This is a genomic window from Salmonella sp. WC3, from assembly GCF_042932255.1.
Classification (GTDB): Bacteria; Pseudomonadota; Gammaproteobacteria; order Enterobacterales; family Enterobacteriaceae; genus Salmonella; species Salmonella enterica.
The window spans coordinates 2,487,478-2,510,749 of record NZ_CP170629.1 but is presented as its reverse complement, the minus strand read 5'-3'; the positions used below and the strand labels follow the sequence as shown (position 1 = coordinate 2,510,749).

Here is a 23,272-nt window from a genome sequence, read left to right as displayed (position 1 = left end):
TAAGTGCGGAACGAAGATCCCGCGCAGCGAAGTAGTGTGAAGCAGCTATACACGTTTTTATCAAAGGGAGTCGTCATGCACTTACGTCATCTTTTTTCGCCGCGCCTGCGTGGTTCTTTATTGTTAGGTTCGCTCCTCGTCGCATCCTCATTTAGCACGCTGGCGGCGGAAGACATGCTGCGTAAAGCGGTAGGCAAAGGCGCTTATGAGATGGCCTGGAGTCAGCAAGAAAACGCGCTCTGGCTGGCTACATCGCAAAGCCGTAAACTGGATAAAGGCGGCGTAGTTTATCGTCTCGACCCGGTGACGCTGGAAATCACGCAAGCGATTCATAACGATCTCAAGCCGTTCGGCGCCACCATCAATGCCGCGCCCCAAACGCTGTGGTTTGGCAATACCATTAACAGCGCTGTTACCGCGATTGATGCCAAAACGGGTGATGTAAAAGGTCGTCTGGTACTTGATGCGCGCAAACGTACTGAAGAGGTTCGTCCGTTACAGCCCCGTGAACTGGTTGCCGATGCGTCTACCAACACGATCTACATTAGCGGTGTTGGTAAAGAGAGTGCTATTTGGGTAGTGGATGGCGAAACCATCAAACTGAAAACGACGATCGAAAATACCGGCAAAATGAGTACGGGTCTGGCGCTCGACAGTAAAGCGCAACGCCTGTACACCACCAATGCGGATGGCGAATTTATCACCATCGATACCGCCAGCAATAAAATTCTCAGTCGTAAGAAGTTGCTGGATGACAGTAAAGAACACTTCTTTATTAACCTGAGTCTCGATACCGCAGGTCATCGCGCGTTTATCACCGACTCGAAGGCGACTGAGGTTCTGGTTGTCGATACCCGTAATGGCAATATTCTTGCCAAAATCGCGGCGCCTGCCTCTTTGGCCGTCCTGTATAACCCGACACGTAACGAGGCGTATGTGACGCACCGTCAGGCAGGGCAGGTCAGCGTGATCGATGCGAAGACCTATAACGTTGTTAAAACGTTCGATACGCCGACGTACCCGAATAGTCTGGCGCTATCGGCAGACGGTAAAACGCTCTACGTCAGCGTGAAGCAGAAATCGACACGTGAACAGGAAGCGACGCAGCCGGATGATGTTATTCGCATTGCTCTGTAAATAGGGTATGGAGGGGGAACCCCCTCCAGTCATCTCTTTAAACGCACCGATACGCCTCGTTACACCCCGCCGATAGCCTGATGATTCTGTGAGAATTACACTGCCTTTTTGCTGTAGTTAACTCATTATATTCACGAGGAAAATATGAAAAAGTTATTTATATGCTCAGGTTTGGGCATGATGTTTTTTATGCTTGCGGGTTGCACAACCAACTATGTGATGACGACGAAAAATGGGCAAACGATCGTAACTCAGGGTAAGCCGCAGTTAGATAAAGAGACGGGGATGACCAGTTATACCGATCAGGAAGGCAACCAGCGGGAAATTAACAGCAATGATGTGGCGCAGTTGATTAAGGCTGACTAAGCATTGGGCGCGATGCGGTGTTGGCGGCAACGCGCATTAAACCCGGCAGGCCTGGGGCTGCCGGGGAAGGGGAATGTTATGTCGCTGCTTCTTCTTTCAATACGACACTCTCTGTCGAATCCGCCGTCACTGGCGCAGTTCGATGGATCTCCGCCACGCGACGTCGCACGCCAAACCAGCCGGCGACCAGCAGAATGGCGATCAGCGGCAACGAGGCGATAGTGTAAGTTCCATTCGGGTAGTCAAACGCCATAAGTACCAGCACGCTTAGTAAAAACAGCAGCGTTAGCCAGGAGGTAAAAGGCGCGCCGGGCAGTTTAAAACTGACGTCTGCGGCTTTGCCTTCTTTTATCGCCTGGCGTAAACGCATCTGGCACACCATGATAAACGCCCACGACGCGATAATGCCGAGCGAGGCAAAATTAAGAACGATCTCAAACACGCGGGAGGGGACCAGGTAATTCAGGAACACGCCAACCACGTAAACCACCAGAGTCGCCAGAATACCCGCATAGGGCACATGCTGACGGCTCATTTTCGCCATGAATTTCGGCGCGGAACCCCCCATCGACATTGAACGTAAAATTCTCCCCGTACAGTAAAGCCCGGAGTTCAGGCTGGAAAGCGCGGCGGTTAACACCACGATATTCATAATACTGCCGATATAAGGCACGCCAAGTTTAGAAAAGAAGGTGACAAACGGACTTTGCCCCGCCTGATAGGCGTTCCACGGCAGCAGCAAAACCAGCAATACGACCGATCCTACATAGAAAAGACCAATACGCCAGATCACGCTATTGATGGCTTTTGGCACCATCGTCTGTGGATCTTTGCACTCCCCAGCGGCGGTACCGACCAGTTCAATCGACGCAAAAGCGAACACCACGCCCTGAATCAGTACCAGCGCGGGCAACAGGCCGTGCGGGAAAAAGCCGCCATTATCTGTAATCAGGTGAAAACCGGTGGCATTACCCTCAAGCGGTTGACCGGTACCGAGAAAAATCGTGCCTACCACCAGGAAGATAACAATGGCGAGTACTTTTATCAGCGCGAACCAGAACTCCATTTCGGCAAACCATTTTACGCCGATCATGTTCATGGTACCGACAATGGTTAACGCGCCGAGCGCGAACACCCATTGCGGGACGTCGCCAAATGCGCCCCAGTAGTGCATGTATAACGCCACTGCGGTGATATCGACGATCCCGGTCATCGCCCAGTTAATAAAGTACATCCAGCCTGCGACATAGGCCGCTTTTTCACCCAAAAACTCACGGGCGTAAGAGACGAAGCTCCCGCTGGAAGGGCGGTGCAATACCAGTTCGCCCAGCGCGCGTAAAATGAAAAAAGAAAAAATGCCGCATATCAGATAGACCAGCGCCAGTGCCGGTCCGGCCATTTGCAATCGGGCGCCTGCACCTAAAAATAAACCGGTGCCAATCGCGCCGCCGATAGCAATCATCTGAACCTGACGATTCCCCATCGCTTTGTGATACCCCTCTTCATGGGCGTTCAGCCAGCGTCGTTTCGCCGCATGTTGTTCTGCGGCGTGCGTAGTCTGTGTTTTCATTACGTTACCTGTTATAGCCTGTCCTGACAGAAAAATTCCTTATGCCGCGACGGGCGCTCACCAATCGATTGCCTGCAATGGCGAATGCCGCTTTTCCCTGATTCTGTGACAGGGATAAAACCGCCGGCGGAGCATCCTACCTGCAATTGTTAAATGACGCAAAACATACGGAAAGAACAAAATGAGGATGTCGAGTTTATTTGTGTGGTCAGATGTGGTGCGGTGTGGTCACGATTCAGGCAGATAAGACGCCAGCACAAATCCGCAGTGATTGCGTTGCGCAATAATTAATCAGGGTTAATCCCTGCAGGGATTTATGGTCATAGATATGACCTCGAACGATAAACCACCTGACGATATTGAAGCAGCATAAGATCAGGCCGTTGCGCCTGTTATTCTCATTTTCTCCTGAAAATGTATGCCTTTGAGCAATTTTGTTGATTGACATATCGTCATAATGAGAGAGGAGTAGGACATATAAAGCTATTGAGCAAAATTTGAAGGAGCAGGATATGCCATATACATCAGTTTCTACCTATGCCAGAGCTTTATCAGGAAATAAGCTACCTCATGTTGCTGCAGGAGATTATGAAAATAAATTATCAACAAAAATCATGAAAGGCATCTTGTATGTGCTTACCGCAGGACTGGCCTACGGATTTACGCGAGTAATTGAACATTATTGCAATGTTACGCCTAAAGTTGATGAGTTCTGTGCCAATGCAGGGAATATCCATAATCACCTTGCAGATGCTGTACGTGATGAACAATTTATTATAGATGTCGAGCTTTCTGATGGTCGGATGTTAACATTCGAACAACTCTCGCTGATGGCTGGACGTGAGCCAATCGTCAGGATATCGGATGGCGAACATACCGTTGAGGTTAAGGGGTCCTTTGAAGATATCTGTATGAGACTGGAAGAGGGCTTTTTTGAGGCGCCAGCGTACTATAATTATGATATTGATGAAAAATATAAAACCGTCAGAGAGCGAATAGCAGAATATAATGCCTTACCTCAGGCATTAGGCGCCATTCCGAGTTTAGAACATTATATCGCTTGGGCCAACAGCATGGGCGAGGCGGAAGCGCAACGGGCGGCCGACATAAAAGATCGTTACCATAACTATTTGGACAATTATTAAAAAGCGTTTATGTTTAGCCAGTTTTGTTAGAAATCAGACTCGCTGAGCTGGCGTTAAAAATTTTAACACGCCGCTATTTTGGCGGCGTGTCGCAAGGAGATTCTCAGAACCGATTTCCGTTGTACGCCAAAATCCCACGTACCTCCGGCGCGACAGTCGGCCTGTCTTATTTTTTCAAAAGTATCCAACGCTATTCCACGGATAGGGTATCCTGTTGCGCAGCGATATCCGCCTCAGCCTGTGTGCCGAACGCAAGCATTAATGTTAATGGAAGCCTCAGATGACCTCTTTTTTACATGCTTATTTTACGCGATTACATTGTCAGCCGTTGGGGGTTCCTACGGTTGAAGCGCTCAGAACGCTTCACTTAGCGCACAACTGCGCGATTCCTTTTGAAAATCTGGATGTGCTACTGCCTCGTGAAATACAGCTCGATGAAACGGCATTAGAGGAGAAACTGCTTTATGCCCGACGCGGTGGATACTGTTTTGAACTGAATGGCCTGTTTGAACGTGCGTTACGCGACATCGGTTTTAACGTCCGAAGCTTATTGGGGCGGGTCATTCTGTCTCATCCCGCCAGTTTACCGCCACGCACGCACCGTTTGCTGCTGGTTGATGTGGAGGATGAGCAGTGGATCGCGGACGTGGGGTTTGGCGGCCAAACGCTAACCGCGCCGCTTCGTCTGCAGGCTGAAATTGCTCAGCAAACGCCGCATGGCGAATACCGCCTGATGCAGGAGGGGTGCACATGGATTTTACAATTCCGCCACCATGAGCACTGGCAGTCGATGTACTGTTTTGATCTGGGGGTGCAGCAGCAGAGCGATCATGTAATGGGCAATTTCTGGTCGGCTCACTGGTCGCAATCCCATTTTCGTCATCATTTGTTGATGTGCCGCCATTTGCCTGATGGCGGCAAGCTGACATTAACGAATTTCCACTTCACGCGTTACCACCAGGGACATGCCGTTGAACAGGTCAATGTACCGGATGTACCGTCGTTGTATCAGTTACTTCAGCAGCAGTTTGGTCTCGGCGTAAATGATGTAAAGCACGGTTTTACCGAGGCGGAGCTGGCCGCGGTAATGGCTGCATTTGATACCCATCCGGAGGCGGGAAAATAATTTTTTGCCGCGAGGATTTGCGGGCCTGACAAAGATTAAAAAGTAATGGCCCATTCGGCATGAAACAGAATGACCGCCTGGCCGGAGATGGTGACGTTTTCCGGCTGGTTATCGCGAATGGTGACGGTAACATCAACAGTACCCTCTTTGCCTAAAGCGCGCCCCTGATGGCCTTGAATCTGCAGCGTTTTACCGTCATGCGCCATCAGGCCATGATGGACGAGCCATGCCCCCATCGGGCCATTGGCGTTTCCCGTTACCGGATCTTCCACAATTCCTATCGCCGGGGAAAACATTCGCCCATCGGTTTCGTTTTTTCCCGGACGAATCTGGAAAGGAAAAAAGCCGTTACAGCCAATTTGCTGGCTGATTGCCGTCAGGGCTGCCAGATTCGGAGAAAGGGCATCAATATCAACGTCTGGTTTGAGCAGGATCATCACTTTTGCATGTCCTGTTGAAGCCACCTGAATTGGCGCTCCCGGCACGATATCATCTTCAGTCAGGTTCAGTGCGGTGATGATGGCAGCCCGAATCTCTCCGACTAACGGTGGTTCAAAAGAGGGCTGACCTTGTTCCAGCGTGATGCGATAGTCGTTGTGTTCGGCATGAATTTCAACGCGATGACGGCCCGCTAACGAGGTTTGCCAGACGGTGGTGTTTCCCAACCCCAGTACCGTTGCCCGAACATAATGCGCGGCCACGGTGGCATGACCACAGATGGGGACTTCTACTGTCGGTGTAAAATAGCGTATGCGCACATCACTTTCTTCGCTTTTTAGCAAAAAGGCGGTTTCCGAGTGACGAAGTTCACGGGCAATCAGCTGCATCTGCGCGTCGCTTAGCGTATCCGCATGTAAGACAACGCCAGCAGAGTTGCCGCGAAAGGGTTCGCTGGTGAAGGCGTCAACATGGTAAATCTGCGGTTTCATTGATGTTCTCCTTTGACTGAAGAATCATCATAGCCTGTGCGTTGCCGAATGACGACGCCCAGGCGTTTTTCTTTGCCCGGTAAGCGTACCCCCGGTCAAAGAGAATTAGCGGCGGGTACGAACAATCTGGTAGCGACGGGTGAAATACTCAAACGGCGCGCTCCAGACATGAACCAGACGGGTGAACGGGAAGAGCAGGAAAATAGTCATTCCCAGCACCAGATGAACGCGGAAAACAAACGCCACACCGTTCAGCATTTCCGAAGACCCGCCGCGGAAGGTGACAATACTTTGCGCCCAGCCCACCAACTTCATCATTTCGCTGCCATCCGGATATTGCGCCGGAAACGGAATGGTGCTCAGGCCAAGCAGGCACTGAATCAGCAAAATGCTCATGATGATAATATCTGGTGTAGTGGATGTCGCCCGAACACGCTGATTGGTCAGACGACGCCACAGTAATCCCGCGCCGCCGATCAACGTTAATACGCCGCACACGCCGCCGAGGATCATCGCCATCTGCTGTTTTACCGCAATCGGCAGGAACCAGGCATACATCCAGTGTGGCGTCAGCATTCCAAACAGATGGCCAAAAAAGATCCCCAGAATGCCAATATGGAACAGATTCGACCATATCACCATCCCGCGCTTATCCAGCATCTGGCTGGACGACGCGCGCCAGGTATATTGTCCGTAGTCATAGCGCAGCCAACTGCCAAGGAAGAATACCGTGGCGCAAATATAGGGGTAGATGTCGTAAAAAAAGACGTTCAGGTACTGTATCATTTCGGGCCTCCCGCGCTGACGTCGACGTACTGCGGCGCCGCGTCCTAGCTAAAGCGTCGTTGATAATGGTGTAACGGTGAACTGTCACAGGTCGTGGCGTTATCTTCGATAAACTTCACCTGTTCTTCTTCCCAGACGGCATCCAGTGCCTGACGGGTATCATCCCGCGATTCCTGAACAATCTGTTTGGTGACACTGTCACTTGTAAGCGTACTGCCCGCCAGCGTCAGCAGGGCGTCAAACAGTTGATACCACGGCGCTCCTCGCTGTTTCAGACGACCGCCCAGTAGCGCCAGAATAGGGGCAATATTCTGTAATCCCTCGCGCGCTTCCGCTTCCGGCAACACGCTTAAGTACTCCAGATAGAGCGGCAGGTGATCCGGCAGTTCGCGGCAGTTGAGCTGCAGGCCCACGGTTTCATACTGGCTTAACAAATCGACCATCGCCTGGCCGCGATCGCGGGACTCCGCATGAACATGCTCGAATAACAGCAATGAAGTGGCGCGCCCGCGGTCAAACACTTCACACCATTCTGCTTGTTTATCCAGTAACGGCGCATAAAGCAGCTCGCGAGTGAAGTCGGCCAGCATTGGCGCATCGTGTTGGATAAGGGTGAGCGCTTCATCCCGACATTCCCACAACTCGTCGTCCGGATACTCCATCAACAGGCCAATCGCTTTGAGGATTTGCATTATTCCCCCTCCGCTTTATCACGTACTTCGGTGATATTGATGGCATCAATACGGCTACTGTTGAACAGGTTGAATTTGGTATCCGACCCGTGGCAACCGTCGCCAAAAGTAAAGCCGCAGCCGTTGCGCTCCGGAAAGGCATCGCGCGCCATTTCCCGGTGGCTGGTGGGAATGACAAAACGATCTTCATAATTGGCAATCGCCAGGTAGAGATACATCTCTTCAACCTGTTGTATGCTCAGACCGACTTCCTCAATGGCGCGGGTATCCGTCACGCCTTCAACCGTCTGCGAGCGCATGTAGTGGCGCATCGCCATCATCCGCTTTAGCGCCCGAATGACCGGGCCGGTATCGCCCGCGCTGAGCATATTGGCCAGGTACTGGACTGGAATACGCAGCGTTTCCACCGCCGGCAGAATATTGCCATTGTGCGGCAACCCGCCCGCGTCAGCGTATGACTGGATGGGCGATAGCGGCGGTACGTACCAGACCATCGGCAGGGTACGGTATTCCGGGTGCAGCGGAAGCGCCAGCTTCCAGTCCATCGCCATTTTGTACACCGGCGACCGTTGGGCGGCGTCGATGACGTTTTGCGGGATGCCTTGTTTAAGCGCCTCTTCGATGACCGCCGGATCGTGCGGATTGAGAAACACATCGCACTGACGTTCATACAAATCTGTCTCGTGTTCGGTACTGGCCGCTTCTTCAATCCTGTCGGCGTCATAGAGCAGAACGCCAAGATAACGGATGCGCCCGACGCAGGTTTCCGAACAAACGGTCGGCTGACCGGATTCAATACGCGGATAGCAGAATATGCACTTCTCAGACTTGCCGCTCTTCCAGTTAAAGTAGATTTTTTTGTACGGGCAGCCGCTGATACACAAACGCCAGCCCCGGCATTTATCCTGGTCGATTAGCACGATGCCGTCTTCTTCACGCTTATAAATAGCGCCACTTGGGCAGGTGGCGACACAACTGGGGTTCAGGCAGTGTTCGCACAGGCGCGGCAGGTACATCATGAAGGTGTTTTCGAACTGACCGTACATCTCTTTTTGTATGTTGTCGAAGTTGCGGTCGCGGGCGCGTTTTTCAAACTCGCCGCCGAGCAGCTCTTCCCAGTTTGGCCCCCAGTTCACCTTGTCCATCCGTTTTCCGTCAATCAGTGAACGAGGACGGGCAGTGGGCTGATGCTTACTCTCCGGCGCATTATGTAAATGCTGATAATCGAAGGTAAAGGGTTCATAGTAATCATCGATTTGCGGAATCACCGGGTTGGCGAAAATTTTGCTAATTACCCCTACTTTGCCGCCCAGACGGGGCCTTATCTTGCCATTAACATCACGAACCCAACCGCCTTGCCACTCCTGCTGGTCTTCCCAGTTTTTGGGATAGCCGATACCCGGTTTAGTTTCGACGTTATTGAACCATGCGTATTCCATCCCTTCACGTCCGGTCCAGACGTTTTTACAGGTGACGGAGCAGGTGTGACAGCCAATACATTTATCGAGATTCAGTACCATCCCAACCTGTGAGCGTATTTTCATTTTTTCGCCTCCTGTACCTGATCCCGGCCCTCATCATCCAGCCAGTTAATGTTTTTCATCTTCCTGATCATGATGAATTCATCGCGATTCGAACCCACGGTTCCGTAATAGTTGAAGCCGTAAGCCAGTTGCGCATAGCCGCCGATCATATGCGTCGGTTTTGGACAGACCCGGGTCACGGAGTTATGGATCCCGCCGCGCATCCCGGTGACTTCCGAACCCGGAATGTTCATAATCCGCTCTTGGGCGTGGTACATCATGGTCATACCCGGCGGGACGCGCTGGCTGACCACCGCACGAGCGGTAAGGGCGCCATTAGCGTTGAAGGCTTCAATCCAGTCGTTATCTTCAATACCCAGTTCACGGGCATCGGCTTCGCTGATCCAGACAATCGGCCCGCCGCGCGACAAGGTCAGCATCAGCAGGTTTTCGCTGTAGGTGGAGTGAATTCCCCATTTCTGGTGCGGCGTCAGGAAGTTAAGCGCTTTTTCCGGGAAACCGTTGGGCGGAATTTCTCGCATTTCGCTGACGCTGCGGGTATCAATCGGCGGACGATATGCCACCAGTCTTTCGCCAAAAGCGCGCATCCACGCATGATCCTGATAGAGTTGTTGCCGCCCCGACAACGTGCGCCACGGGATCAGTTCATGTACGTTGGTATAGCCGGCGTTATAAGAGACATGCTCGCTTTCCAGTCCTGACCAGGTCGGGCTGGAGATAATTTTGCGCGGTTGCGCCTGGATATCACGAAAGCGAATTTTCTCATCTTCTTTATTGATGGCCAGATGGGTGTGCTCGCGCCCGGTCATCTCGCCCAGCGCCTGCCAGGCTTTCACCGCCACCTGGCCGTTAGTTTCCGGCGCTAAGGCAAGAATCACTTCCGAGGCATCCAGCGCGGTGTCGATCCGTGGACGTCCTTTCGCCGGGCCATCGTGTTTGGTGTAATTGAGCTTACCGAGGAAATCGACTTCATCTTGCGTATTCCAGGCAATCCCCTTACCGCCGTTGCCTAATTTATCCAGCAGGGGACCCAGCGAGGTAAAACGTTCATAGGTGGCCGGATAATCGCGTTCAACCACGACGATATTGGGGGCGGTTTTGCCCGGAATAAGTTCGCACTCGCCTTTACGCCAGTCGAGAATATCAAATGGCTGCGCCAGTTCCGCCGGGGAATCATGCTGGAGCGGGTGTAACACCACATCGGTTTCCTGTCCGAGGTGTCCGACACACACTTCAGAAAAGGCGCTGGCGATGCCTTTGTAGATCTCCCAGTCGCTTTTGGATTCCCAGGCAGGATCGACCGCGGCGGAAAGGGGGGGATAAACGGATGCATATCCGAGGTATTCATATCGTCTTTTTCATACCAGGTGGCGGTCGGCAAGACGATATCGGAAAACAGACAGGTACTGGACATACGGAAATCAAGCGTGACCAACAGATCGAGCTTGCCCTCAATCGCGGCGGACTGCCATTCCACCTCTTCAGGCTTAATTCCTTCGCTGGAGCCCAGCGCTTCGCCCTGGATACCACTGTCTGTGCCCAGCAGATATTTGAGCATGTACTCATGACCTTTCCCGGAGGAGCCGAGCAGGTTAGAGCGCCAGACAAATAAATTTAGCGGGTGATTATGACCACTGTCAGGCTGTTCGCAGGCAAAACGGATAGCGCCTGATTTCAACGCCTGCACGGTATAATCCGCCGCAGACAGCCCGGCTTTATCGGCGCTCGCTTTCACGCTGAGCGGGTTAAGATTAAGCTGCGGCGCCGAGGGTAGCCAGCCCATACGTTCCGCGCGCACGTTGAAATCGATCAGGTGTCCGGAAAATTTAGCCGGATCGGCCAACGGCGACAGCAACTCTTGCGCAGTCAGTTTTTCATAGCGCCACTGGCTGGCATGGTTGTAGAAAAACGAGGTACTGTTCATCTGACGCGGCGGGCGATTCCAGTCCAGCGCGAAGGCCAGCGGCAGCCAGCCGGTTTGCGGCCGCAGCTTCTCCTGGCCGACATAATGCGCCCAGCCGCCGCCGGTTTGTCCAACACAACCGCAGAACACCAGCATGTTAATCATCCCACGGTAATTCATATCCATGTGATACCAGTGATTCACTCCCGCGCCGAGGATGATCATTGAGCGACCGTGAGTTTTATGGGCGGTCTCGGCAAATTCACGCGCAATAGTTTCGATATGTCGACGCGGCACGCCGGTAATCTGTTCGCCCCAGGCCGGCGTGTAGGCTTTTACGTCGTTATAATTATTGGCGCTATGGCAGTCATCCAGACCACGATCCAGCCCATAATTCGCCAGCACCAGATCGTAAACGCTGACGACCATCCGCTCGCTACCGTCCGCCAGAGCCAGGCGTTTCACCGGTAACTGACGTACCAGCACCGGTTCCTGCCGCACGCTGCGGAAATGTGGGTTTTCGTTACCGCCAAAATAGGGGAAGGCGACACCCGCCACGTCATCATGCTGACCGAGTAAAGAGAGCGACAGTTCAGTTTCGACGCCCGCCGCCACCGGTTCCAGGTTCCATTTTCCCTTTTCGCCCCAGCGAAAACCGATAGAACCGTTGGGCGCGACCAGTTCGCCCGTACTGTTGAGCGCGACGGTTTTCCATTCCGGATTATTGGCTTCTCCCAGTCCATCCACCAGATCCGACGCGCGCATCATACGCCCCGGTACATAACTGCCGTCTGCGCGCTCATCCAACAGGACCAACATCGGCATGTCGGTATAACGGCGGCAATAGTTAAGGAAATAGTCGCTGGGATTATCGAGATGAAACTCTTTCAAAATGACGTGACCCATGGCCATCGCCAGCGCGCTGTCGGTACCTTGCTTTGGCGCCAGCCACTGATCGCACAGTTTAGCGACTTCGGAATAGTCCGGGGTGATGGCGATCGTCTTAGTGCCTTTGTAGCGCACTTCGGTAAAGAAGTGGGAGTCCGGGGTACGCGTCTGCGGCACGTTAGAGCCCCAGGCAATAATGTAGGCTGAGTTATACCAGTCGGCGGACTCCGGCACGTCAGTCTGCTCGCCCCAGGTCATTGGCGACGCGGGTGGAAGATCGCAATACCAGTCATAGAAGCTCAGACAAGTACCGCCAAGCAATGACAGATAGCGTGTTCCGGCGGCGTAAGAAACCATCGACATTGCCGGAATAGGTGAAAACCCCGCCACACGATCCGGACCATAGGTTTTGATTGTCCAGACGTTAGCAGCGGCAATGAGCTGATTCAGCTCTTTCCAGTTCGAACGAATAAAGCCGCCATGTCCGCGCACCTGTTTGTAACTTTGGCATTTTTGCGGGTCGTTCATTATAGATTACCATGCCAGTACCGGATCGCTGTGCCGGGAAAGGGCCTCGCGCCACAGTTCTATCAGCCGCTTACGCACCAGAGGGTATTTCAAACGATTGGCGCTATAGAGATACCAGGAGTAGCTGGCGCCGCGCGGGCAGCCGCGCGGTTCATGGTTCGGTAAATCGGGACGCGTGCGCGGGTAGTCGGTTTGCTGGGTTTCCCACGTCACCAGACCATTTTTGACATAAATTTTCCAACTACAGGAGCCCGTGCAGTTGACGCCGTGGGTTGAGCGCACGATCTTATCAAACTGCCAGCGCTGGCGATAACTGTCTTCCCAGTCGCGGTTGGTATGCATCACCTGACCATGGCCGTCGGCAAAGGTATCGCCTTTTTGTTTAAAGTAACGAAAGCGATCCAACAGTTTACTCATGACATTTCTCCTGCTTCGATAAATTTTCCGCCATCCTGTCGATTTGGCGTTAAACCATTGCCGGATGGCCGTCCTACAGGTGCGTATGTTGTTATTGTTGTTTAGGCTTACGACGCCCGTAGACCAGCCAGGTCAGCAGGACGCAAGCGATGTAAAACAGCAAAAAGATTTTCATGGCGCCCACCGGCGAGCCGGTCAAGGCCAAAGAGGTGCCAAACGCTTTTGGAATAAAGAAGCCGCCCACAGCGCCAATAGCGGAGATAAAACCGAGCGCGGCGGCGGTATCCGTCACCGCTTCGCGCTGCGCCTGCTCATCGCTCCCGCCGCGCAGTTTGACGTTGTAGAGCGTGATCTGACGGAAGATCACCGCAATCATCTGAAAGGTAGAACCGCTGCCGAGACCCGCTGTCAAAAACAGGCCCATAAAAACAAGATAGAACGCGCTAAAGCTGCCTGCGCCGGAGCCAGCAGCGTGAGGAATAGCAAGGCGGTAAACAGCGCCATAAAGATAAAATTAATGAGCGTGACGCGAACGCCGCCGAATTTATCGGAGATCACGCCGCCTGCCGATCGCGCCAGCGCGCCGATAAAGGGGCCAAAGAACGCCAGTTGCAGAATGTTTACGTCGGGAAATTGCGTTTTGGCGAGCATGGCGAAACCTGCGGAAAAGCCGATGAATGACCCGAATGTCGCCAGGTACAACAGGCTAAGCAGCCACAGGTGCAGACGTTTTAGCACCGGCAATTGCGAGACGACAGACGCTTTTGAACTGCCGATATCGTTCATACCAAACCAGGCGGCAAGCGTCGCGACAGCCAGTAACGGCACCCAGATCCAGGCGGCGTTAGTGAGAGCGAGCAGGGAGCCATCAGGTTGCGGCACGCCCCGGACGCCTAAAAAAGTAAATATCGGCAGAAAAATAACCAGCGGCGCAATCAACTGCATCACACTGACGCCAAGATTTCCCAGTCCGCCGTTAATACCCAACGCGCTACCTTGTCTGGCTTTTGGAAAGAAAAAACTGATGTTGCCCATACTGGACGCGAAGTTTGCCCCCGCAAAACCGCACAACAGAGCGATGAGCATAAATACCCCGAAAGGGGTGGCAGGATTTTGCACGGCGAATCCCAGCCAGGCGCAGGGAATAATCAATATTACGGTACTTAATACGGTCCATTTACGGCCACCAAACAGTGGTACCATAAAGGAGTAGGGAACGCGTAATATTGCGCCGGAAAGAGAAGGTAGTGCGGTTAATAAAAAGAGTTGGTCGGTGGTAAAATTAAATCCAATTTTATTGAGGTTGACGGCAACAGCGCTAAACAACATCCAGACGCAAAATGCAAGGAGCAAACAACTTACTGAAATCCATAAGTTTCTTCTGGCGATGCCTTTCCCTTTATTCTCCCAGAAGGCTGGATTTTCGGGTCGCCAGTCACTCAAGAGATAACGGTTATAATTCTCGTTTTGTCGTGTCATTTTACCCCTCACATGCGCATATCATTTGAAAAAAACACAAAAAAGAGACAGAGCGTCACGCGCTCTTTTGAGAACTTATTGAAGTTTTTTTAGAATATTGAGTGAAAGAATAGATAAAAAACCAGGTCAGCGCGGCGCGAAGAGGAGATATGATGTTTCTTAATTGTTACTATTTGTAAACTAAAAGTAATTTTATTAAATTATTTGTAACTTTACGCAAAGAGTTCAAGCGTAATCATCCGATCCAAATGGTATTTAAACGAGGGATCGGCCATTTCCGGAATACCCAATACATACATACCGTCCAGCCCGCACACCAGTGCGATAAGCCGCCAGGCGATATCCGGGGCGTTAGCAGTAAACGTAAATTCTCCTGCCTGTTTGCCCTGCTCGATAATAGTGACCGTTTCCTCATGCCACATCTGCATCGTGAGGAGATAAGCATCTCTGATGTGCGGATCCCGATCGGCCAGAATTTGCGCCTCTCGCCACAATTTTATGTAAGGCTCAAAGCCGCCGTCTTCGCTACCCAACATAGCGTGAAGCCGTGCACGCCAGGTGGCGGGCGGCGGAACTTGCCCGGCATCAAGCAGGGTACGGATCAAATGGACAAAGGCCTGCGCTTTGAGCTCGCCCGCCGAGCTGAAGTGGTGATGCACCTGGCCGGCGGCGACATCGGCTTCTGATGCGATTCGTCGCACCGTCATGGCGGCAAACCCCTCTGCCAGCGCCACGCGCATCGCCGCTTGCAGGATCACTTCGCGGCGTTCATCCCGGTTAAGGTAACTCATATTTTCCCCACATTAGCCAATACGCGCAGTGTAACAAAAAGCTGGACATTCGTTCAACTTACCGTAGGATCCTGAAACTGGACAGGCGTCCAAATTTGAGTTTTTGAAGGGAGAGTTATGTTTCGTCAGTGGTTAACGTTAGTCATTATTGTGCTGGTCTATATTCCTGTCGCCATTGATGCCACGGTCTTGCATGTCGCCGCGCCGACACTGAGTATGACACTGGGGGCCAGCGGCAACGAGCTGCTGTGGATCATTGATATTTATTCTTTGGTCATGGCTGGCATGGTGTTGCCGATGGGCGCGCTTGGCGATCGTATCGGTTTTAAACGCCTGCTGATGCTGGGCGGGACGCTCTTTGGCCTGGCATCATTGGCGGCGGCGTTTTCGCATACCGCCAGTTGGCTTATCGCCACCAGGGTATTACTGGCTATTGGCGCGGCGATGATTGTACCGGCGACGCTGGCCGGGATACGCGCCACCTTTTGTGAAGAGAAGCATCGCAACATGGCGCTGGGCGTCTGGGCAGCGGTAGGTTCGGGCGGAGCGGCGTTTGGGCCGCTCATCGGCGGCATATTATTAGAGCATTTTTACTGAGGATCGGTTTTCCTGATCAACGTGCCGATTGTGCTGGTCGTCATGGGCTTAACCGCCCGTTATGTTCCTCGCCAGGCGGGCCGTCGCGATCAACCGCTCAATCTTGGCCATGCGGTGATGCTGATTATTGCCATTTTGCTGTTGGTCTATAGCGCTAAAACCGCGCTGAAAGGGCATTTGTCGCTGTGGGTCATCTCGTTTACCCTGCTTACCGGCACGCTGCTCCTGGGACTCTTTATCCGCACACAGCTTGCGACATCGCGTCCGATGATTGATATGCGACTATTTACCCATCGCATTATCCTGAGCGGCGTCGTGATGGCGATGACCGCGATGATCACTCTGGTGGGCTTTGAGCTGCTGATGGCGCAAGAGCTACAGTTTGTTCACGGGCTATCGCCTTATGAGGCCGGGGTATTTATGCTGCCGGTGATGGTCGCCAGTGGATTCAGCGGGCCGATTGCGGGCGTGCTGGTCTCGCGTCTGGGACTACGGCTGGTCGCGACGGGCGGCATGGCGTTAAGCGCGCTGAGTTTTTATGGCCTGGCGATGACGGATTTCAGCACCCAACAATGGCAGGCCTGGGGGCTGATGGCGCTGCTGGGATTTAGCGCCGCCAGCGCATTGCTGGCTTCCACGTCGGCAATTATGGCCGCTGCGCCGGCAGAAAAAGCGGCGGCGGCCGGCGCGATAGAAACGATGGCTTATGAACTGGGCGCGGGACTGGGCATTGCCATTTTCGGTCTGTTGTTAAGCCGTAGCTTCTCCGCGTCTATCCGTCTGCCTGCCGGGCTTGAGGCGCAAGAGATTGCCAGAGCGTCATCTTCAATGGGAGAAGCCGTGCAGTTGGCGAATAGCCTGCCGCCCACGCTGGGGCAGACAATACTGGACGCCGCCAGACACGCCTTTATCTGGTCGCATAGCGTGGCGTTAAGCAGCGCCGGGAGTATGCTTCTTTTGCTGGCGGTAGGGATGTGGTTCAGCCTGGCAAAAGCCCAACGCCGATAACATAACGCCTGGTGAGATAAGCGCTTAATGCGCTAGCTGGCAGGGGGAGTCCATTTCCTCAACCTCTTTACCGCTGAGGCGTGCGTATTGCCCCGTCAGTCGCCAGAAGGCAGGCTGGGTTTCGGTATAAATTTCCGCAGCCAGAATCAGCCGACGGCGATCAACTTCGTTCAGCTCCAGTAAGGTCCAGGGAATAAAATAGCGATCGGTATCGGTAAGCCGAAACCACAGCGGACACCCGCAGCCGGAACAGAAGTAGCGTTCGCCGCGCGAAGAGGATGAAAAGTATGGCGGTTCCGGGGAAAGGGGGGCTAGCTGTGGTTGCCCGCAGGCTTCCAGATACATGGCTATTCCACCCGACCATTTTTGACACAGCGTACAATGGCAGGCATAGACATCCAGCATTTCGACGTCAACGGTAAAATGGCTCTGTCCGCAAAGACAACGACCAGTGAACGTCTGCACGGCATACTCCTTATGACCGAGTCTACATCAAGAGAAAAAGCCAGCCCTGAAAGGACTGGCTTTGTATTCAGACTACAACAAAATTAGAACTGGTAGTTCAGACCAACAGCAACGATGTTGTCGGTAGACACTTTAGCCGCTTTGGTGAAATCGCTGTCGTCCAGCAGGTTGATTTTGTAATCAACGAAGGTGGACATGTTTTTGTTGAAGTAGTAGGTTGCGCCAACATCGATGTACTCAACCAGATCCTGGTCGCCGTAAGTACCCAGGTTTTTACCTTTGGATTTCAGGTAAGCGATGGACGGACGCAGACCGAAGTCGAACTGATACTGAGCAACTGCTTCAAAGTTCTGGGTTTTATTCGCGATAAACGCATCACCCGCTGCATCTTCACCGAAGGTGGTCATGTTCAGCGTTTCGGAATAGGTGGTCGCCAGGTAGATGTTGTTCGCATCATATTTCAGACCAGCAGCCCAGACTTCAGCGTTTTTACCCGCAGCATTCAGGTTGCTCGCTGCTTTCACCTGGTTGTTAGTACGGTCAGACTTCGCATAGGCCGCACCTACGCCAAAACCTTCGTACTCATACGTTGCGGACAGACCGAAACCGTCGCCGTTAGACTCGTACGCGCCGTCACGGTCGTTTTTGCCCTGGTACTGCGCGGCAAAGTTCAGACCTTCAACCAAGCCAAAGAAATCGGTGTTACGGTAGGTGGCAACACCAGTAGTACGGCCAGTCATGAAGACGTCAGTCTGAGTCCAGGTATCGCCACCGAACTCTGGCAGAACGTCGGTCCATGCGCCGATGTCGTAAGCAACGCCGTAGTTACGACCGTAGTCGAAAGAACCGTAGTCAGCGAATTTCAGACCAGCAAACGCCAGACGGGTTTTGTCTTTGTCAGCGCCCTGGCTTTCAGTACGGTTGCCTTTGAATTCATATTCCCACTGGCCAAAACCGGTTAACTGATCGTTGATCTGAGTTTCGCCTTTAAAGCCCAGACGCGCGTAAGTTTTGTCACCATCACTTCCGTTATCATCAGAGAAATAATGCTGAGCGTGAACTTTACCGTACAGATCCAGTTTATTGCCGTCTTTGTTATATACCTCGGCTGCATTTACAACGCCTGCTGCCAACAGGGAAGTCACTGCCACTGCCACTAACTTAAGTTTCATTTTAATAATCCTTATAATTTTCTTAGCGTGTTTCCTCAACCATTGTCAAACGAGGCGTTTGTCAATGGCAGACTATTTTTAAATGACGGAGTGGCATAAGTTCAATAATAAGTTTCATAAGATTACAAATTATTTTAATTTGTGTGATCGAGATCTCCTTAATACATTTGAGAGTATTAATTCAAATAGGGACTGTCTAATAAGATATATTTTCGGAGGGGACTATTGGGCTGTTTATGGTTTTATTTTTGGTAGTAACGACTGATTATTATATGCACTAATACAGTTGCCAGCTAGCGTTAATTATATATTTGTTAATATAATTATATCATAGCATTAACATATTTAACGATTTTATAAAATTCATTTTTACCAGCGCATCCTGGTATGGCGCAGGGGGCACGTGAAAATGGAAAATCGTCAAATACACACAGGCGATAGATAAAAGCGTAGTTGTGTTGTGAAGGGTGTCAAGGTACAGCGGGCGGATTTTATATCAACATCGGTCCGCCCGTCGCTTAGCGCCGCCGCGTTGCCAGCCAACAAAGTAGCGAACCTACGCAAACCATGACTGCGCCTTGCCAGAAGGAGAATGACAGTGGTGAGCTGAGTAACAGCGCTGCCAGAGCAGAGGACATGACGGGGGTAAAATAAGACCCTACGGCCATGATAGTCACATTGCCATGAAGTATGCCCACATTCCATGCTGCGTAGGCAAACCCCAACGTGAATGCCGCGGTAAAAAGTTTAGCAATCACCGGTAGGCTAAATATCATGGCAGGTTGCGGCGTAAGAAAATAGTGGAACCACAGCGCCACGGCGGTGAGTAGCACAAAGACGGTGATACCGTTATAACCACGCGCATATTTATTTGTGACGGTGCAGTATGTCGCCCATATAAACGCCCCAAGAAATGCCAGTAAATAACTTAGCGGACTGGTGGCGACATTGCTGATAATTTCTCCGGCATTAAGACCATTCTCGCCCCCCAGAACCCAGCAAACGCCAGTAAGTGCAATAAGCAATCCAGGAACAATAAGCCAGTTAGTTTTTTGCCCATTAAAAAGAATGGCAAACAGAATAGTCAGGCTGGGCCATAAATAGTTAACCATGCCGACTTCGATAGCCTGATAGCGAGTGGCGGCATAACCGAGAGAAAGCGCCAGGCATATTTCATAACTGACAAACAGTACGCTGCCTGCGATGAGGTATCGCCCCGGGAAACGGCGGATATCAGGTAATCCGACGGTAAAAATCAGCAGCAGACCGCTTAATGAATAGATCATGGCTGCGCCGCCTACCGGTCCGAGACCTTCGCTGACGCCGCGAATTAACCCAACCATCGTGCTCCACAGAACGATGGCAACAAGCCCTATTAGCGTTGCTTTTTGTGATGTCATGCTTTGTGACTGTCCTGAATACCGCGCAAAATAAACTGCCACTTATAGCACTTTTTCCGAGGGCGATGCCATGCAGTGTCATTTTTTAGTACCTCCCTGGAGTTATTGCGGTTTAAAAATAGGGCTATTTAATAGCGGAACCGTTTCAATATTGATTTGACGCAAAAAAGTTATCGATTTTGCTGTTAGTTTCCTCGCGAAGTTATACACGCATCCTGGGCTGAGGTTTTGCTGCAGTTCGAAGGAGGCGTGCATCCGTGGAAAAAAGAGGAAAGCAATGGACGTCAGCCGCAGACAATTTTTTAAAATCTGCGCGGGCGGTATGGCGGGAACAACGGTGGCCGCACTGGGTTTTACCCCTAAAATGGCCCTGGCTCAGGCGCGAAACTATAAGCTGTTGCGCGCAAAAGAGATCCGTAACTCCTGCACATACTGTTCCGTAGGTTGCGGGCTATTAATGTATAGCCTGGGAGATGGGGCAAAAAACGCGAAAGAAGCGATTTACCATATTGAAGGCGACCCGGATCATCCGGTAAGCCGTGGCGCGCTGTGCCCGAAAGGGGCCGGTTTGCTGGACTATGTTCACAGTGAAGATCGCCTACGCTATCCGGAATACCGCGCGCCGGGTTCCGACAAGTGGCAGCGCATTAGCTGGGATGACGCTTTCACCCGTATTGCTAAATTAATGAAAGCCGACCGCGACGCCAACTTTATTGAAAAGAATGAGCAGGGCGTCACGGTTAACCGCTGGCTCTCTACCGGGATGCTGTGCGCCTCGGCGGCCAGCAATGAAACGGGTATGCTGACGCAGAAGTTTGCGCGTTCTCTCGGTATGCTGGCGGTAGATAACCAGGCGCGCGTCTGACACGGACCAACGGTAGCAAGTCTTGCTCCAACATTTGGTCGCGGTGCGATGACCAACCACTGGGTGGATATTAAAAACGCCAACGTCGTGATGGTGATGGGCGGCAATGCCGCAGAAGCGCATCCGGTGGGTTTCCGCTGGGCGATGGAAGCGAAAAATAATAACGATGCGACGCTGATTGTCGTTGATCCACGCTTTACGCGTACGGCGTCGGTGGCGGATATCTATGCGCCAATACGTTCCGGTACAGACATTACCTTTCTGTCCGGCGTTTTGCTGTACCTGATCGAAAATAACAAAATCAACGCTGAATACGTTAAGCATTACACCAACGCCAGCCTGCTGGTGCGGGATGATTTTGCCTTTGATGACGGTCTTTTCAGCGGCTATGACGCCCAAAAGCGTCAGTACGATAAATCCTCCTGGAACTACCAGTTCGATGAAAACGGCTATGCCAAACGTGATGAAACGTTGACGCACCCACGCTGTGTGTGGAATCTGCTGAAGCAGCACGTTTCGCGCTACACGCCGGACGTCGTGGAAAACATCTGCGGTACGCCGAAAGCGGATTTCCTGAAGGTGTGTGAGGTGTTGGCCTCTACCAGCGCGCCAGATAGCACTACCACCTTCCTGTATGCGCTGGGCTGGACGCAACATACCGTCGGGGCGCAGAACATCCGTACTATGGCGATGATCCAGTTGCTGCTCGGCAATATGGGGATGGCTGGCGGCGGTGTGAACGCCTTGCGCGGCCACTCTAATATTCAGGGTTTAACGGATTTAGGACTGCTCTCCACCAGCCTGCCGGGCTACCTGACGCTGCCATCGGAAAAACAGGCCGATCTGCAAACTTATCTGGCAGCGAATACCCCCAAAGCGACGCTGGCCGATCAGGTCAACTACTGGGGTAATTATCCTAAGTTCTTCGTCAGTCTGATGAAATCTTTCTATGGCGATGCGGCGCAGAAAGAGAATGACTGGGGCTTTGCCTGGCTGCCTAAGTGGGATCAGTCCTATGACGTGATCAAATATTTCAACATGATGGATAGCGGGAAAGTCACCGGCTATTTCTGTCAGGGCTTTAACCCGGTGGCGTCCTTCCCGGACAAAAACAAAGTGGTGCAAAGCTTAAGCAAACTGAAGTATCTGGTCGTTATCGATCCGCTGGTGACTGAAACGTCAACGTTCTGGCAGAACCACGGCGAATCTAATGATGTCGATCCGACAACGATCCAGACCGAAGTCTTCCGTCTGCCGTCTACCTGTTTTGCGGAAGAGGATGGCTCTATCGCTAACTCCGGTCGCTGGTTACAGTGGCACTGGAAAGGTCAGGACGCGCCGGGCGAAGCGCGTAACGACGGCGAGATTCTGGCCGGTATTTACCATCGTCTGCGTGAAATGTACCGCGCAGAAGGCGGTAAAGGCGCCGAACCACTATTGAAGATGAGCTGGAACTACAAGCAGCCGGATGAACCGCATTCGGAAGAAGTGGCGAAAGAGAACAACGGCTATGCGCTGGAAGATCTCTATGACGCCAACGGTACACTGCTTGCCAGGAAAGGCCAGTTGTTGAGCAGTTTTGCATTACTGCGCGATGACGGTACGACATCCTCCTCCTGCTGGATTTATACCGGTAGCTGGACGGAGCAGGGCAACCAGATGTCCAGACGTGATAACGCCGACCCGTCAGGGCTTGGCAATACACTGGGTTGGGCGTGGGCGTGGCCGCTAAACCGTCGCGTATTGTATAACCGCGCTTCGGCGGACCCGCAGGGTAAACCATGGGATCCAAAACGGATGCTGATCCAGTGGAACGGCGCGAAGTGGACAGGGAACGATATTCCGGACTTTAACAACGCGGCGCCGGGGAGCGGGACCAATCCGTTTATCATGCAGCCGGAAGGGCTGGGACGTCTGTTTGCTATTGATAAAATGGCGGAAGGACCGTTCCCTGAACACTACGAGCCGATGGAAACGCCGCTGGGCACTAACCCGCTGCACCCGAATGTGGTCTCGAACCCGGCGGCGCGTCTGTATGAAGAAGATGCGCAGCGCATGGGTAAGAAGGAGCAGTTTCCGTACGTGGGCACGACTTACCGCCTCACAGAGCATTTCCATACCTGGACCAAACATGCGCTACTTAACGCTATCGCTCAGCCGGAACAGTTTGTGGAGATCAGTGAGACGCTGGCGGCAGCGAAAGGTATAGCTAACGGCGACTATGTGAAGGTGAGCAGTAAACGCGGGTTTATTCGCGCGGTCGCGGTGGTAACTCGTCGTCTTCGCACCCTGCATGTCAACGGTCAGCAGGTTGAAACGGTGGGGATCCCGATTCACTGGGGCTTTGAGGGTGTCGCGCGCAAAGGCTATATCGCCAATACTCTGACGCCAAATGTCGGTGATGCCAACTCGCAAACGCCGGAATACAAAGCGTTTTTAGTTAACATCGAGAAGGCGTAAGGGA

General features: G+C 52.4%; 14 protein-coding genes and 3 pseudogenes. 6 read left to right on the top strand and 11 right to left on the bottom strand.

The window, feature by feature from the left end:
• Positions 1-75 precede the first annotated feature (75 nt).
• Entirely contained in the window at positions 76-1,137 is a 1,062-nt protein-coding gene (locus ACFK9X_RS12120; RefSeq protein WP_151116560.1) for a YncE family protein, read from the top strand.
• Between the two features lie 144 nt (positions 1,138-1,281).
• Complete coding sequence (locus ACFK9X_RS12115; RefSeq protein ID WP_000732362.1) at positions 1,282-1,503, top strand: YgdI/YgdR family lipoprotein; 222 nt, start codon at positions 1,282-1,284, stop codon at positions 1,501-1,503.
• A gap of 76 nt (positions 1,504-1,579) precedes the next feature.
• Here the strand turns inward: ACFK9X_RS12115 and ansP are convergent, their stop codons facing one another.
• On the bottom strand, positions 1,580-3,073 hold the full coding sequence (gene ansP, locus ACFK9X_RS12110; RefSeq protein WP_000857112.1) for an L-asparagine permease: 1,494 nt from the start codon (positions 3,071-3,073) through the stop codon (positions 1,580-1,582).
• Positions 3,074-3,585: 512 nt separating this feature from the next.
• Between ansP and steA the strand changes: the two genes are divergently transcribed.
• Both steA and nhoA read left to right on the top strand, forming a co-directional pair.
• Positions 3,586-4,218, top strand: coding sequence for a type III secretion system effector SteA (steA, locus tag ACFK9X_RS12105; protein WP_151116556.1), 633 nt, complete (start codon positions 3,586-3,588; stop codon positions 4,216-4,218).
• Between the two features lie 280 nt (positions 4,219-4,498).
• Positions 4,499-5,344 (top strand): N-hydroxyarylamine O-acetyltransferase, encoded by an 846-nt coding sequence (gene nhoA / locus ACFK9X_RS12100; RefSeq protein ID WP_151116554.1) that lies wholly within the window; start codon positions 4,499-4,501, stop codon positions 5,342-5,344.
• A 35-nt stretch (positions 5,345-5,379) separates the two neighbouring features.
• Here nhoA and ACFK9X_RS12095 read toward each other — a convergent pair whose 3' ends face one another.
• The 7 genes and pseudogenes from ACFK9X_RS12095 to ACFK9X_RS12065 form a co-directional block, all read right to left on the bottom strand.
• Positions 5,380-6,273: a PhzF family isomerase gene (locus tag ACFK9X_RS12095; RefSeq protein WP_000804298.1), complete on the bottom strand. Its 894-nt coding sequence runs from the start codon at positions 6,271-6,273 to the stop codon at positions 5,380-5,382.
• 105 nt (positions 6,274-6,378) lie between these two features.
• The gene (gene narI, locus ACFK9X_RS12090) at positions 6,379-7,059 is read right to left on the bottom strand and encodes a respiratory nitrate reductase subunit gamma (protein WP_151116552.1); all 681 of its coding nucleotides are present in this window, start codon (positions 7,057-7,059) and stop codon (positions 6,379-6,381) included.
• A gap of 44 nt (positions 7,060-7,103) precedes the next feature.
• Positions 7,104-7,751, bottom strand: a complete 648-nt coding sequence (narW, locus tag ACFK9X_RS12085; RefSeq protein WP_151116550.1) for a nitrate reductase molybdenum cofactor assembly chaperone — start codon at positions 7,749-7,751, stop codon at positions 7,104-7,106.
• A complete protein-coding gene (gene narH / locus ACFK9X_RS12080; protein WP_151116548.1) occupies positions 7,751-9,295 on the bottom strand; it encodes a nitrate reductase subunit beta in 1,545 nt (514 codons plus the stop codon). Before narH ends, narW begins: the two co-directional genes overlap by 1 nt.
• Positions 9,292-13,031, bottom strand: a pseudogene (locus ACFK9X_RS12075) (nitrate reductase subunit alpha). Before ACFK9X_RS12075 ends, narH begins: the two are co-directional and overlap by 4 nt.
• Before the next feature lie 91 nt (positions 13,032-13,122).
• A pseudogene (locus ACFK9X_RS12070) lies at positions 13,123-14,510 on the bottom strand (NarK family nitrate/nitrite MFS transporter).
• 212 nt (positions 14,511-14,722) lie between these two features.
• Complete coding sequence (locus tag ACFK9X_RS12065) at positions 14,723-15,301, bottom strand: TetR family transcriptional regulator (RefSeq protein WP_151116546.1); 579 nt, start codon at positions 15,299-15,301, stop codon at positions 14,723-14,725.
• Between the two features lie 117 nt (positions 15,302-15,418).
• On the opposite strand from ACFK9X_RS12065, the pseudogene smvA reads away from it, so the two are divergent.
• A pseudogene (gene smvA, locus ACFK9X_RS12060) lies at positions 15,419-16,906 on the top strand (methyl viologen efflux MFS transporter SmvA).
• 24 nt (positions 16,907-16,930) lie between these two features.
• Here the strand turns inward: smvA and ACFK9X_RS12055 are convergent.
• From ACFK9X_RS12055 to yddG, 3 genes are all read right to left on the bottom strand, one after another.
• Positions 16,931-17,311: a GFA family protein gene (locus tag ACFK9X_RS12055; protein ID WP_014343841.1), complete on the bottom strand. Its 381-nt coding sequence runs from the start codon at positions 17,309-17,311 to the stop codon at positions 16,931-16,933.
• A 143-nt stretch (positions 17,312-17,454) separates the two neighbouring features.
• Positions 17,455-18,543, bottom strand: coding sequence for a porin OmpD (gene ompD, locus ACFK9X_RS12050; protein ID WP_000769035.1), 1,089 nt, complete (start codon positions 18,541-18,543; stop codon positions 17,455-17,457).
• A 518-nt stretch (positions 18,544-19,061) separates the two neighbouring features.
• Positions 19,062-19,943, bottom strand: a complete 882-nt coding sequence (gene yddG / locus ACFK9X_RS12045) for an aromatic amino acid efflux DMT transporter YddG (protein WP_151116544.1) — start codon at positions 19,941-19,943, stop codon at positions 19,062-19,064.
• A gap of 277 nt (positions 19,944-20,220) precedes the next feature.
• On the opposite strand from yddG, the gene fdnG reads away from it, so the two are divergent.
• Positions 20,221-23,268, top strand: coding sequence for a formate dehydrogenase-N subunit alpha (gene fdnG, locus ACFK9X_RS12040; RefSeq protein WP_151116542.1), 3,048 nt, complete (start codon positions 20,221-20,223; stop codon positions 23,266-23,268).
• The last annotated feature ends 4 nt before the right edge of the window (positions 23,269-23,272 follow it).

What these genes read in the sequence shown, in the direction of transcription:
- ACFK9X_RS12065 (WP_151116546.1), bottom strand. Translation starts at nt 15,301, where the DNA reads ATGAGTTACCTTAACCGGGATGAACGCCGCGAAGTGATCCTGCAAGCG.
- narH (WP_151116548.1), bottom strand. Translation starts at nt 9,295, where the DNA reads ATGAAAATACGCTCACAGGTTGGGATGGTACTGAATCTCGATAAATGT.
- yddG (WP_151116544.1), bottom strand. Translation starts at nt 19,943, where the DNA reads ATGACATCACAAAAAGCAACGCTAATAGGGCTTGTTGCCATCGTTCTG.
- ompD (WP_000769035.1), bottom strand. Translation starts at nt 18,543, where the DNA reads ATGAAACTTAAGTTAGTGGCAGTGGCAGTGACTTCCCTGTTGGCAGCA.
- narI (WP_151116552.1), bottom strand. Translation starts at nt 7,059, where the DNA reads ATGATACAGTACCTGAACGTCTTTTTTTACGACATCTACCCCTATATT.
- ACFK9X_RS12120 (WP_151116560.1), top strand. Translation starts at nt 76, where the DNA reads ATGCACTTACGTCATCTTTTTTCGCCGCGCCTGCGTGGTTCTTTATTG.
- steA (WP_151116556.1), top strand. Translation starts at nt 3,586, where the DNA reads ATGCCATATACATCAGTTTCTACCTATGCCAGAGCTTTATCAGGAAAT.
- ACFK9X_RS12095 (WP_000804298.1), bottom strand. Translation starts at nt 6,273, where the DNA reads ATGAAACCGCAGATTTACCATGTTGACGCCTTCACCAGCGAACCCTTT.
- ACFK9X_RS12055 (WP_014343841.1), bottom strand. Translation starts at nt 17,311, where the DNA reads ATGCTGGATGTCTATGCCTGCCATTGTACGCTGTGTCAAAAATGGTCG.
- nhoA (WP_151116554.1), top strand. Translation starts at nt 4,499, where the DNA reads ATGACCTCTTTTTTACATGCTTATTTTACGCGATTACATTGTCAGCCG.
- ansP (WP_000857112.1), bottom strand. Translation starts at nt 3,073, where the DNA reads ATGAAAACACAGACTACGCACGCCGCAGAACAACATGCGGCGAAACGA.
- narW (WP_151116550.1), bottom strand. Translation starts at nt 7,751, where the DNA reads ATGCAAATCCTCAAAGCGATTGGCCTGTTGATGGAGTATCCGGACGAC.
- ACFK9X_RS12115 (WP_000732362.1), top strand. Translation starts at nt 1,282, where the DNA reads ATGAAAAAGTTATTTATATGCTCAGGTTTGGGCATGATGTTTTTTATG.